The sequence below is a fragment of the Chitinophaga sp. genome, from assembly GCF_039596155.1.
GTDB lineage: Bacteria > Bacteroidota > Bacteroidia > Chitinophagales > Chitinophagaceae > Chitinophaga.
In genome coordinates this window covers 253,389-266,342 of record NZ_JBCNKF010000002.1, presented here as the reverse complement: position 1 = coordinate 266,342, position 12,954 = coordinate 253,389, and the positions used below count along the sequence as shown (strand labels likewise).

The window sequence follows — 12,954 nt, the reverse complement described above, 5'->3', positions numbered from 1 at the left end:
GGAACATTATTCTATACAATATGAACCCGGGTAACAACACAATTAAAAAAGATAACGCAACCGAAATTGCGCTGGACGAAAAAGACATCGCCATCCTCCAGTTATTGGAAGAAGATGCCAAGATGACCATCCGCGACCTGGCAGCACGTCTTAACCTGAGCGCTACCCCCGTTTACGAACGTATCCGGAAGATGGAACAGGCCGGCGTGATTCGTCAGTATGCGGCCATTGTAGACCCCAGCAAAATTGACAAAGGCCTTACCGTATTGTGCTATATTTCTCTGAAAGAGCATGGTAAGAAAGCCGGCAGTAAGTTCATCAAAGAAATCACGTCTTTCCCAGAAGTACTGGAGTGTCTGAATATTTCCGGCCAGTTCGACTTCATGTTGAAAGTGCAGGTAAAAGATATGATTGCCTATCATGACTTCAATGTCAATAAACTGGGTGAGCTGGATAATATCGGTCATATGGAAAGTGTATTCGTGATGTCTGTAATCAAGGCTACACATCGTGTAGTGTATTAATACCTGTCATGATTATCCGTTATCCGGAATATACCAGAGATTTTAACTGGACGGTTTTACAATCCGACACGTATACTTATGCTAAGTATAAAAAGGCGATAGGTGCCCATAAACGGGTCATTTTTCTAAAAGAACATACCATCTTGTTTGCCCTTGCGGGAAGTAAAAATATCTTCCTGGATGATGAGGTGCTGCAGGTAAATCCATCGAGTATTGTACTGTTGAAAAGGGGCATTTATGGTATGACAGAAATTGTACCTGAGGGTTTTGAGTATGAGGCGCTGCTGCTCTTTTTCCCGGATAGTGTATTGCAAAGTTTTCTCCGCCAGCATCAGCTTCAGTCAGATAAACTGATTCCCGATCCACGATCCTATGTGATGTTACCCACCGGCGATTTATTACATAGTTTCAGGGAGCAGTATATGTTGTTCTTTCAGCATCGTGCGGAGAATATGGAGGCGATATTACAACTGAAAATACAGGAAGCATTTTTATTGCTGTTAGCCGGTGGGCACAGGGATACCATTCTGAATTTCTTCCACAGTATCACGCATGCACAGCCTGCCAACATCGCCTACATCGTTAATACCCACTTACTACAGCCGCTTACGCTGGCAGAGCTGGCGCAGTTGTCAGGTCGTAGTCTTGCCTCTTTTAAACGCGACTTTCAGCAGTATTTCAATTGTTCTCCAAAGAAGTGGATCAATGAAAAAAGATTGGCTCATGCACGTATGTTATTGCTCAATAATGATATGAATGTATCGGAAGTAGCGCTGGCATGTGGCTTTGAGAATGTGCCTCATTTTATAAAGATCTTCAAACAGGAATTTGGAGACACCCCTTCTTCTCTGCGAGCTAAAAAAGCAACAATTTGAGCTTTTAACGTTATTCTTCCCATGACTTACCGGGTAATTTTGCTGATATAAATTATCATTTATGTCAAAAGCAGTTGTATTAAGATTCAATGAAGAAGTGTTGGTAAAAGGTGATCTACAGGTGTTTGAAGAAATCGTGTCCCCTTCATTTACCAATCATTCTGCTCCGGCGGGCACAGATAAAGGCAAAGCAGGTCTGCTTGCGTTCTATCACAATGTACTGAAGCCTGCATTTCCGGATCTGACGATTGAGATCCATGAGATGTTTGAAGACGGCGATACTGTGATTACCAGGAAGACGATCCGTGGTACACTTGGTATTCCTTTCATGGGATTTGAAGCGGGTAAAAAAGTAGAGATGCCAACAATTGATATTGTGAAAGTGAGGAATGGCCAATATGTGGATCACTGGGCAGAAAGGCATATTCAACCTGCATAATTTCCAGATTAATGCTTACATTAATAACATGAATCGTAAGCATTTTCTCTCTTCTCTCGCTATCACATCGCTAGGTCTTTCTGCATTTTCACATCTTCCTGCACCGACGGAGGAAGATGAAACGCTTTCTATACTTCCCCCCTATCTCAAAGCGGGTGATACAATTGGTATTACCTGTCCTGCAGGTCATATAACACAGCAGGAGATCATGCCTGCCATACAGCTTATGCAAAGCTGGGGATTCAGGGTACGTATAGGAAGTACTGTGGGCCAGCGTGATTTTAGTTTTGGTGGTACAGATGAAGAGCGATTGCAGGACCTGCAGGCGATGCTGGATGATCCGTCTGTACATGCGATCATGTGTGCAAGAGGTGGATATGGCAGTGCCCGCATTATAGATCAGGTGAATTTTGATACTTTCCGGCAGCATCCCAAATGGGTGATCGGGTTTAGTGATATTACGATATTGCATTGTCATATCAATCGTCTTTTTGGTATTGCGTCTTTGCATTCAAAAATGTGTAATAGTTTTCCTGATGATTTTGCAAAAGCGGAATCAGTGGTACAGGACACCATCCTTTCTATACAACAGGCATTGACGGGTAAGCCTATGCAGTATCTTACGCCGGGAGATGCCGGTAACAGAACAGGGAGTGGAAAAGGAGTATTGATAGGTGGCAATCTGTCTATGCTGGCGAGTGTGTTGGGCACTAATTCAGAGATCAATACTATTGGTAAAATTCTCTTTGTAGAAGAGGTAAGTGAATACCTGTATACGATTGATCGTTACTTTAACAGTCTGCAACGTGCGCATAAGCTGGATAACCTGGCGGGGCTGATCATTGGCGGGTTTAACAGGTTGAAAGCGGACGATCCGGGAGAGGAATTTGGAAGGACGGTGAATGACATTGTGATGGAGAAGGTGAAGGGGTTGCCCTATCCTGTTTGTTTTAATTTTCCTGTGGGGCATCAGAAGGGAAATTATGCATTGAAATGTGGTGTGGTGCACCACCTGGAAGTGCAAAATAACCGGGTATCGCTGCAGGAGATTGTTAGGTAATTTTCCTTAATTTCATACACTCATGAAAAATACCGCGAGTGGATGGAAAGTGATTACAACATGGCTTGCCGCCAGAGACCGGCAGCCATTTGCTTTCCAGGAAGAAGCCTGGACTCATTATTTGCAGGGCAAATCGGGCCTTGTCAACGCACCTACCGGTTATGGTAAAACCTTCTCTCTGTTTCTGGGTGTTGTGATCGACTGGATCAACCGCCACCCGAAGGACTACACCTCCAAAACTAAAAACGGTTTGCAATTACTATGGATCACGCCGCTCAGAGCGCTGGCCAAAGATATTGCCCGTGCTATGGAAGAAGTATTGCAGGAACTGGATATTCCCTGGCAGGTAGGCATTCGCAGTGGTGATACGCCGGTGTCCACTCGTGCTGCCCAGAAAAAAAATATGCCCGAAGTATTGCTCATTACACCTGAAAGTTTACATCTCCTCATCGGGCAAAAAGAATATCCAAAAGTCTTTTCCTATCTCACGACAGTTGTAGCCGATGAATGGCATGAATTACTGGGTACCAAGCGGGGAGTCATGATAGAATTAGGGCTTAGCCGCCTGAAAGGGTTAGCGAAGAAGGAAGGCCGCCCTCCTATTAAGATCTGGGGGATCTCGGCTACGATTGGTAACCTGGCGGAGGCCATGGATGTGCTGCTCGGCACACCGGACCCACAAGCGGTGATTGTGCGTGCGAAAATTGATAAGAAAATTGAGCTACAGAGTATTCTTCCTGATGAGATAGAAAAATATCCCTGGGCGGGGCATTTGGGTACCAGGTTACTATATAAGGCCTTGCCTATTGTAGATGAAAGCCGCACTACATTAATTTTCACAAACGTTCGTTCACAAACTGAGATATGGTACCAGGAGATACTACGGCAATGTCCTGATCTTGCAGGTGCGCTGGCACTTCATCATGGTTCTATTGATATGGAACTGCGCATATGGGTGGAAGAAGCCTTACATACAGGTACCCTGAAGGCGGTTGTATGTACTTCCAGTCTGGATCTGGGTGTGGATTTCAGGCCAGTGGATACTGTGATCCAGGTAGGTAGTCCCAAGGGAGTCGCCCGTTTTTTACAACGCGCAGGTCGTAGCGGGCACCAACCTGGTGCTACCAGTAAAATATGGTTCCTGCCTACGCATAGCCTGGAGCTGGTAGAAGCAGCTGCCCTGAAGGCAGCCATTGCACAACAGGTGGTAGAAAGCCGTATGCCGGTTATTCTTGCCTTCGATGTACTACTGCAATACCTGATGACATTGGCTATTTCTGATGGTTTCCATGCGGGAGAAATTTGGGTAGAAGTGAGGAATACATTCTGCTTCCGGGATATGACGGAAGATGAATGGCAATGGCTCCTGGCATTTCTCACTACAGGCGGAGATGCGTTGTATAGTTATGATGAGTTTAAAAAGGTGGAGCGGGAAGGAGATTTCTTTATCTGTCGTAGCCGGATGCAGGCCATGCGGCATCGTCTGCATATCGGAGTGATTGTGAGTGACGCTATGCTGAAAGTAAAGTTCATGGGGGGCGGATTTATCGGTATGATCGAAGAGTGGTTCATTGCACGATTGACAGCGGGTGATACCTTCAGTTTGGGTGGCCGTATTCTTGAATTTGTGATGATCAAGGATATGACGGTACTGGTGAGAAAATCCAATGCTAAAAAAGCGATCGTGCCCAGTTGGATGGGAGGACGATTACCGTTGTCGCCCAACCTCGGTAAGATCCTGCGCGAAACTTTTAATGAAGCACTCTCGGGCAATACGACAACACCTGAATTACAGGTATTACAGCCACTTTTCAATTTACAGGAGTATTTGTCTCATGTACCCAAGGCAGATGAATTGTTGATAGAGATGATTCATACGAGAGATGGGTATCATTTGTTTGCCTATCCATTTGAAGGCCGGTTGGTGAATGAAGTGATGGCGACATTACTGGCTTATCGTCTCAGCAAACGTACGCCGATTACCTTTTCCATTGCAATGAATGATTATGGTTTTGAATTACTGTCAGACCAACCTATTCCGCTGACGCCTGATGATGTGTATGAGTTGTTCTCTCTGGATCATCTGAACATCGATTTGCAGGCCAGTGTGAATTCTACAGAGATGGCCCGTCGTAAGTTCAGAGACATTGCTGTAATAGCCGGATTGATCTTCCAGGGATACCCGGGTAAGCATAAGCAAAGCCGTCACCTGCAATCGTCAGCCTCTTTGCTATTTAATGTATTTACAGAATATGATCCACAAAACCTGTTGCTAAGGCAGGCTTTTAATGAAGCCTTCTTTTACCAGATGGAAGAAGCGCGTTTGAGGGAAAGTCTCGACAGGATTTATCATAGTAAGATTGTGATCACTTATCCTGAACAGCTGACGCCTTTCTGTTTCCCTATCAAGGTAGATAGTTTACGTGAACAACTCACCAGTGAAAAGCTGGAAGACAGAATAAAAAAAATGCGCCCTGAGTTTTAATAAAATCGGAACTTGCAAGGATCTATGGAGGAAGTGATATATAATTTCAGGAATCAGACATGGCTGTTATCCGCCCATCGTGCTGTATTCTGGAAAGAAGAGCAGGCTTTGATCGTATCGGATATACACCTTGGCAAGTCTGCACATTTCAGAAAGGCAGGTATTGCTGTACCTGCAAATATCGGGCAGGATGACCTGTATCGTTTACAAAAGCTGATTACAGTCTATAATCCTGCACAGGTAATTATTGTGGGCGATATGTTTCATAGTAGTCATAACAACGATGTGCCGCTGTTTAAGTTGTGGAGGCAGCAGTTTCCGCACATCCGTTTTAAGCTGGTAAAGGGTAATCATGATATTATGCCGAAGCAGGTGTATATAGATATTGATGTAGAGGTATATGATGCATTGCAGATCCAGGAAATTCATTTTGCACATGAGCCCTGTGAAGAAGCTGATGATTCGAAATATACTTTTTCCGGTCATATACATCCGGGAGTAGCGGTGTCGGGGGCGGGCAGACAACGCTTACGTTTGCCTTGTTTTTATTTCGGGCGGAACTGCAGTATTTTGCCGGCATTCGGGCGGTTTACAGGGTTAGCAATGTTGGATGCGGAAGCAGCGGATGCTGTATTCGTGATTGCCAATAATAGTGTTTTAAAGATTAGTTAAGGTCATGTTGATTGCATACGATCCCATATTTGCACATCCATTACCAGCGGGGCATCGGTTTCCCATGGCGAAGTACGAGCTGATTCCGGAGCAATTGTTACGTGAAGGTGTTGTTACAGCAGATCAGTTTCATAGGCCGGCTCCTGTCGATGAGGAGACGATATTGTTAACCCATACACCGGATTATTGGAATAAGCTAAAAGCGCTGCGATTGAGTGAGCGGGAGGTACGTCGTATCGGATTGCCACAATCAGCGGAACTTGTGATGCGGGAGCGGGTGATTTGTCAGGGTACGATTGACTGTGCGCTGTATGCGCTGGAACATGGTATCGGATTGAATGTAGCTGGGGGCACGCATCATGCCTTTGCAGACCGTGGAGAGGGATTTTGCCTGATGAATGATTTTGCGATAGCGGCTAATTATTTATTACATCACCAGCTGGCAGGGAATGTGTTGATTATCGACCTGGATGTACACCAGGGGAATGGGACGGCTGCTATATTTAAGGGGCATCAACAGGTATTTACATTTAGCATGCATGGGGAGCACAACTATCCTTTTCATAAAGAGCAATCGACCTGGGATATAGGTTTGCCGGATGGTACTACAGATGAAGAATATCTGGGCCGGTTAGCTAATGGTCTGAAGACTTTATTTATCCGCAACCGGCCTGATTTTGTGTTTTATTTATCGGGGGTAGATATCCTTTCAACGGATCGTTATGGCAGGATGAAAATTACTGAAGATGGATGCCGCCGCAGAGATGAATTGGTCTTCAATACGATCAGGCAATATCATATTCCCTGTGCGGTAGCGATGGGGGGAGGATATTCTCCGCAGCTGAGGCATATTGTGAATGCGCATTGTAATACATTCAAAACAGCGGCAGCCATCTTCTGATTTTTCTCTAAGAACGGCAGTGTGTAGATGTGTGTTTTATCAGCAAGAAATAGTTATTTTCCCAAAGTGAATGATCTTATATCTTCTGCAGGATTCATTTTTCAGACAATAATCTTCCAGGCCATAAAGTCTTTCGTTGCATTGATCAACTTATGCCATGTTCCTGCGGGAACGAACAGATAGTCTCCGGCATCGATATCGATGGTGTAGTCTTTGTACTGTACTTCTGCACATCCTGACATGACGATGTACGTTTCATTTTGTGAGTCCGGCTCCTGAGTGTAGACATCGTCAGGAGCGAGCAATACTATCTTCATTGTGTTGTGTGCCCATAGGGTCACGGCTGCTTCTCCACTGTTTTCCAGCTGGCGCAATGCGTCAACGAATGCTATACGCATAGTTTCAAACTTTGAGATGATTAAAAAAGGGGTTGGAGTAAGTAGCTTTGATTATTTAATTGATGGATTATATTTTAACGACTGTTGTCATTGACGAGTTACTGATCTGGTTATTTTGAATTCTTTCTTAGCAGGTGTATTGGAAATAATGGAATAATAGGACCCGCATTGCCTGGGAGCATGTTATTATTTCGGGTGAAATGAGCCACATTTAATTTTTGTTCAGGGGCAATACGCATAACATTTAACCGGGTGGATCACGTTCTCGCTACTTCACGTTTTGATGGCATATGTTGCCCCTGCGCATAATCTTCCCAATGCTTAGAAGACTATGCATAATATCTTTCAGAAAGTAAATTGAGGTTGTAATTAATTCCGGGTCTTTTTCTTCAGCATATTTACCTGATCCTGGAGGTGGCTCACCATATCAGCCAGGTGGTTCACACTGAGTCTGCTTTGTGGAGCAGCTTTACTGATCACGGCATCTGACTGCCAGAGTTCCAGTACTTCATCCATACCTACGGAATAAGGTTCAAATTGAGGGTTATCTGAAACCAACGTCAGTTTGCCTTTATTGCGGTTACTTTTCAACAGGCGTTTGTATACGATCCCTTCTCTGCTTGTCACCACGACGTAGGCTTCATTGTTACGGATATCTTCCCAGCCATCTACTTTATGGCATACGATTACAGAACCGGAAGGCGTGGGTAACATGGAATCACCGGCGATTTCGAAAGCTCTGTAACTACCTGCGCCCATCATAGGGAGTGTGAAGGTGTTCAGTTCTTCAATGAATTCATCGTCATTATAACCTGCCAGGTAACCAGCGGCTGCTTTTACGGGTACGAACTCTATGTTTTGGCGGGTAGTACCCAGCTTTTGCTGGCGGCGCTTTTCGAGGAATGTATCTTTCTGGGAACCAACATCGCGGCGAAGGAGATCATCAATAGATACCCGGAACATATCACTTACCAGTTCCAGCACTTCTGTGCGGGGCTCTGCACGTTCTTCTTCATAAGCTCCCAGGAGGGAACGTTTGATCCCTAACTTATCAGCAAACTCCTGCTGCGTCCATCCTTTCTGCTTACGCAGAAACTTTAAATTGCGGCATACAACTGACATAATCTAAATTATTTAGTAGAATTACTAACAAATTTAGTATATAATTTTTGGAATAACCAAATAAATCCGGTGATTCTCACTTATTTTTGTCGGGAAATCCAACTCAAAGATTTATGTATACACCGTTGCTGATTATTCACTCCCTGTTAAGGTGGGCAATTTTACTAGCTGGCATTTGGGCCGTTTACCGTTCATGGAAGGGCGTTAGTGGCAAGACACCTTTCACTGGTGCTGACAACAAGGCTGGTTTATTCTTTATGATTTTCTTTGACCTGCAATTACTGGTGGGTCTGTTACTGTACTTCGTAGCCAGTCCGCTCGTGAAAACAGCGCTGTCTGATATGGGAGCTGCAATGAAAGATGGCGTTCTGCGCTTTTATGCTGTAGAACACATTACAATGGCGGTATTAGCATTTATACTGGTGCATATCGGCCGTGCAAAGGTTAAAAAGGCACCTACTGACGCGTTGAAGCACAAAAAGGGATTGATCTTTTTTGGTATTGTGTTGTTACTGGTACTGCTCCTTACTCCATGGCCATTCCGTGAAGCAGGTGCAATGAGGGGATGGTTGTATTAATCGACACGATGATCCAACATACAAAGGGGCTGATGTGATCACATCAGCCCCTTTTACTTTCGTCGTTTTTTTATCATTGTCACCCCTTGTCCGTGTGGTATAAACGGAAAGAATAGATATATGGCAATGCTGCCAGTATACCTCCTATAAAAATCAATACAAATACCCCGGTTACTACCGGTAAAAAGAAACCTGACAGGAATGTAACGATCCCCGTCCACATCCATAGATTGCCCGCCATGAGATGTGTTTGCTGCCATATTTCCGTACTTTGCAGTGTCCACGGCGTACGTACCCCTACAAAATAATTCGGTTGTAATTTGCGTAAATAGAGTCCGATTACGGCAATCAATATACCCACTCCCGTAAATGCCCAGCGCTCCATGATAAAAGATCTTCCCTGGCTAACCATCCAGATGATCACGCTGGTAAATACAGCAAGATAAATATGGATAGAGAAGCGGATCCGATAGTATTGCTGCCGCTGCAGCCGTTCATCTGCTTCAGGAAAATCCGCATGGTCCACATGGGGCAGATAGCGGAAAAGGAAGTATAACATGAGGTTAGTGAGGAAGAGGAAGGTCATCAATAATAAGAAATCGCTTTTGGTACCTACCCGTTCCGGTATACCTGTGATGCTGTAGTTGTTGGGGAATAAGTCAGGCATAGATGGCCAGATCACTCCCAGGTACGCCATTGGCATCAATAGCAAAAGCAACAATAACAGTTCTTGTCCTAAATCCGTCTTTTTCATACTACATGGATTTGGTGTAATTAATATGCGACAAATAGTATACCGTTAGCACACATATATATTACAATTGTAAAAGCGGTTTGTTTTAACTCCCTACCGGAAGTCAATTACCCCGGCGCCGACAATTTTAGGCAGACACTACATGAAAAGGTAAATATCACTTTTTGTTATCCGCTTGTCATTTTACTAAATTATTTAGTATTTACTAATAATATTAGTATTTTTACAACCCCAGCCTTTCCCTCATAATAACCCCAAAAGCAAACAGGTCGTCCCCATCCCCGGAGACGACCTGTTCTTTATTATTTGCTATAAGACTATTCCAGACCAAACAGCCCCTTGTTCAGCAGCTGCAGGGTTTTTTCCTTGTGTTGACCACCTATCAGGATGGAAATATTGTGACGGCTGCCACCATAAGAGATCATTCTCAATGGTACTTCGTTCAGCGCTTCAAACAGTTTCTTGAGGATAGAAGGCGTTGCTGCTACTTCATTACCCACGATAGAAACGATGGTTTGATGATGATCCAGCTCCACAGATCCGAATGGCTGCAGTTCCTTTAGTAACTGATCCAGCTGTGGTGTGCTTTCTATTGTCAGGGAAACCGCTACTTCCGAAGTGGTGATCATATCGATAGGCACGCGGTATTTTTCAAATACTTCGAAGATCTTACGGAGGAAACCATAGGCCAGCAGCATGCGGCTGGATTTGATTTTGATGGCGATGATACCGTCCTTGGCAGCTACTGCTTTCACACCATCTCCCTTTGGCAGTTCGGTAATGATGGTACCATGTGCTTCAGGCTGCATGGTGTTCAGCAACTTCACCGGAATGTTGAAATGCTGTGCAGGCCAGATGGAAGCAGGATGCAGGATCTTAGCGCCAAAGTATGCCAGCTCCGCAGCCTCATCGAATGACAGCTGGTCGATCGGAAAAGTTTTCTTTACAACGCGGGGATCGTTATTGTGCATACCGTCGATGTCTGTCCAGATCTGCACTTCTTCTGCCTGGATAGCTGCACCGATCAGCGATGCGGAATAGTCGCTACCACCCCGTTTCAGGTTGTCTACTTCACCTCGTGCATTGCGGCAGATGTATCCTTGTGTAACGAAGATCTTATTATCCTTATTTTTCTCCAACAGGTTGCCCAGGCGGATCTTAATCTTTGGAATTTCTGGTTCTTCGTACTCATCAATGCTCATGAAATCCAGCGCTGATATCAATTCAGCTTTGATACCTGCTTCTTCCAGATATACACTGAACAGTTTGGTGGACAACAATTCGCCCTGTGCCAGTATATCCTTGTTCAAAGCTTCATTAAAGCTGATCTTCAGGATGATGTTCAGGAACTCAAAATGTTCGTCAATAACAGCACCAGCCTTCGCACGTGCTTCAGGCTGCTTCACCAGGACCTCTATAAATGAGCGATAGTGCGCTTCCAGCGTATCTATCTGCCCTTTAGCCTGCTCCTTTTTGCCTTGAGATAAGGATGTTCCTATCTCAACCAGGGCATTGGTAGTACCGGATAATGCAGATAACACCACTATTTTGGGAGCATCATCTGCAGTCACCAGTTGGGCCACGGCATGCATACGTTCAGGTTTACCTACCGACGTGCCGCCAAATTTTAAGATCTTCATTACTGTTGTATTGTTATGTGTTTGACGTAACTGTTATAAAAAGCGCAAGTTCGCGCTTAATTCCTGACTTTAAAAGCTCAATTTAAATTTCTCCCCTACTTCTCTCAGATCTTTTACCACCGGGTCCAGTAATGGAATGCCTCCCTGACGTCGGTGAGATTCCATTTCCCGTTCAGGGTCACCAGGAATTAAGACCTGCTCTCCGGCTATGGGTGTTGCATTTCTGAAACGGGTGATCCATTTGTCCATATGCTCTTTAAATTCGTCTGCCGGGCGGAAGGCATCCACGCGCATAGCGCCCAGGAAATGACCCAGGCCCTCACCTACCGGATCGGGTGCCAAAGGCAGGAAGCTTACAAATGGTGGTGCCCAGGGGCCATAATTGGCACCTGACAGCACTGCCGAAAATATATCGACGATGGCTCCCAGGCAATACCCTTTATGACTACCGTGTTCCCGGTCGCCTCCCAGTGGCAGCAGTGCGCCACCATCTTTGAGTTCATGCGGGTTGGTGCTGGAATGGCCGTCTTTATCCTGGATCCATCCGGTTGGGGCCTCCTGACTTTTGCGCTGCAGTATCTCCAGTTTACCGTTGGCAGCAGTCGTTGTGGCAAAATCCGCTACGAAGGCTGGTTGGGTTTTGGCGGGAATGGCCACAGCGATAGGATTTGTGCCCAGCATACGCTCAGTGGCGAAGGTAGGCGCGACCAGTGGACTTGCATTGGTCATTGCCATACCGATCATATCTTTTTCCAGCGCCATCATGGCGTGCTGGCCGGCAATGCCGAAATGGTTGGAGTTCTTAACACTGACCCAGCCACTACCTACGTTCGCAGCCTTGGCAATGGCTACCTGCATGGCGTAAGGAGCGACCACCAGCCCCAGGCCACGGTCACCGTCTACAACAGCGGTACTGGGGGTCTCATGTACCACCCGGATATCCGGGGTAGCGTTCACACGACCAGTTTCCCAGAGGCGTACATAGCCTATCAGGCGTGCTACTCCATGAGAATCAATTCCTCTAAGATCTGCTGATAATAAAACTTCACTTGCTGTAGCTGCATGTTCGTCAGAACAGCCCATGCGTTTAAAAACTTCCTGTGTAAATTCCCTTAAATGAGGATAGGAGAAAATCTGGCTCATGATGGATTTCCGTGCTATTGATTGTTGTATCAGTTGATCCGGTGTTTATCAGGCCTGTGCGGTAGGTCCTCCGAAATTCATAGGGAGGGATACCGGCTCCTGGTCCTGGATAGGTCCATGAATCGATTCGTATTTCTTGATATTGTCCAACATCGCCTTCATAAAGCGCTTAGCATGCTGAGGAGTGAGGATAACGCGGGATTTTACCTTCGCTTTAGGCATTCCGGGCATTACATTCACAAAATCGACAACGAATTCTGCATTGGAGTGGGTAATGATCGCCAGGTTGGCGTAGGTACCTTCTGCAATTTCTTCGGTCAATTCTATATTAAGCTGGCTTTGTTCTTCCTGCTGATTTTCCAT

14 protein-coding genes are annotated in these 12,954 nt (G+C 45.3%); 8 read left to right on the top strand and 6 right to left on the bottom strand.

Features of this window, described 5'->3' with window-relative positions; translation table 11 throughout:
- Positions 1-20: 20 nt before the first annotated feature.
- The 7 genes from ABDW33_RS02930 (at position 21) to ABDW33_RS02900 (ending at position 6,956) form a co-directional block, all read left to right on the top strand.
- Positions 21-524, top strand: coding sequence for an Lrp/AsnC family transcriptional regulator (locus ABDW33_RS02930; RefSeq protein ID WP_083726211.1), 504 nt, complete (start codon positions 21-23; stop codon positions 522-524).
- Between the two features lie 8 nt (positions 525-532).
- Positions 533-1,399 (top strand): AraC family transcriptional regulator, encoded by an 867-nt coding sequence (locus tag ABDW33_RS02925; protein ID WP_343688570.1) that lies wholly within the window; start codon positions 533-535, stop codon positions 1,397-1,399.
- A 61-nt stretch (positions 1,400-1,460) separates the two neighbouring features.
- The gene (locus tag ABDW33_RS02920) at positions 1,461-1,838 is read left to right on the top strand and encodes an ester cyclase (protein WP_343688569.1); all 378 of its coding nucleotides are present in this window, start codon (positions 1,461-1,463) and stop codon (positions 1,836-1,838) included.
- Positions 1,839-1,866: 28 nt separating this feature from the next.
- A complete protein-coding gene (locus ABDW33_RS02915) occupies positions 1,867-2,898 on the top strand; it encodes an LD-carboxypeptidase (RefSeq protein WP_343688568.1) in 1,032 nt (343 codons plus the stop codon).
- Positions 2,899-2,920: 22 nt separating this feature from the next.
- The gene (locus ABDW33_RS02910; RefSeq protein WP_343688567.1) at positions 2,921-5,383 is read left to right on the top strand and encodes a ligase-associated DNA damage response DEXH box helicase; all 2,463 of its coding nucleotides are present in this window, start codon (positions 2,921-2,923) and stop codon (positions 5,381-5,383) included.
- 24 nt (positions 5,384-5,407) lie between these two features.
- Positions 5,408-6,055, top strand: coding sequence for a ligase-associated DNA damage response endonuclease PdeM (gene pdeM / locus ABDW33_RS02905; protein WP_343688566.1), 648 nt, complete (start codon positions 5,408-5,410; stop codon positions 6,053-6,055).
- A 4-nt stretch (positions 6,056-6,059) separates the two neighbouring features.
- A complete protein-coding gene (locus tag ABDW33_RS02900; RefSeq protein ID WP_343688565.1) occupies positions 6,060-6,956 on the top strand; it encodes a histone deacetylase in 897 nt (298 codons plus the stop codon).
- A gap of 101 nt (positions 6,957-7,057) precedes the next feature.
- Here ABDW33_RS02900 and ABDW33_RS02895 read toward each other — a convergent pair whose 3' ends face one another.
- Together ABDW33_RS02895 and ABDW33_RS02890 are read right to left on the bottom strand one after the other, a co-directional pair.
- Entirely contained in the window at positions 7,058-7,354 is a 297-nt protein-coding gene (locus tag ABDW33_RS02895) for a cupin domain-containing protein (RefSeq protein WP_343688564.1), read from the bottom strand.
- 369 nt (positions 7,355-7,723) lie between these two features.
- Positions 7,724-8,476 carry a LexA family transcriptional regulator gene (locus ABDW33_RS02890; protein WP_343688563.1) on the bottom strand — a complete coding sequence of 251 codons (753 nt, stop codon included), beginning with the start codon at positions 8,474-8,476 and terminating at the stop codon, positions 7,724-7,726.
- A gap of 113 nt (positions 8,477-8,589) precedes the next feature.
- On the opposite strand from ABDW33_RS02890, the gene ABDW33_RS02885 reads away from it, so the two are divergent.
- The gene (locus tag ABDW33_RS02885) at positions 8,590-9,054 is read left to right on the top strand and encodes a hypothetical protein (protein ID WP_343688562.1); all 465 of its coding nucleotides are present in this window, start codon (positions 8,590-8,592) and stop codon (positions 9,052-9,054) included.
- A 79-nt stretch (positions 9,055-9,133) separates the two neighbouring features.
- Here the strand turns inward: ABDW33_RS02885 and ABDW33_RS02880 are convergent, their stop codons facing one another.
- From ABDW33_RS02880 to ABDW33_RS02865, 4 genes are all read right to left on the bottom strand, one after another.
- On the bottom strand, positions 9,134-9,808 hold the full coding sequence (locus tag ABDW33_RS02880) for an SdpI family protein (protein ID WP_343688561.1): 675 nt from the start codon (positions 9,806-9,808) through the stop codon (positions 9,134-9,136).
- 317 nt (positions 9,809-10,125) lie between these two features.
- Entirely contained in the window at positions 10,126-11,448 is a 1,323-nt protein-coding gene (locus ABDW33_RS02875; protein ID WP_343688560.1) for an aspartate kinase, read from the bottom strand.
- 69 nt (positions 11,449-11,517) lie between these two features.
- Positions 11,518-12,591, bottom strand: a complete 1,074-nt coding sequence (locus ABDW33_RS02870) for an Ldh family oxidoreductase (RefSeq protein ID WP_343688559.1) — start codon at positions 12,589-12,591, stop codon at positions 11,518-11,520.
- A gap of 48 nt (positions 12,592-12,639) precedes the next feature.
- Positions 12,640-12,954, bottom strand: coding sequence for a DUF3467 domain-containing protein (locus ABDW33_RS02865; protein WP_146965499.1), 315 nt, complete (start codon positions 12,952-12,954; stop codon positions 12,640-12,642).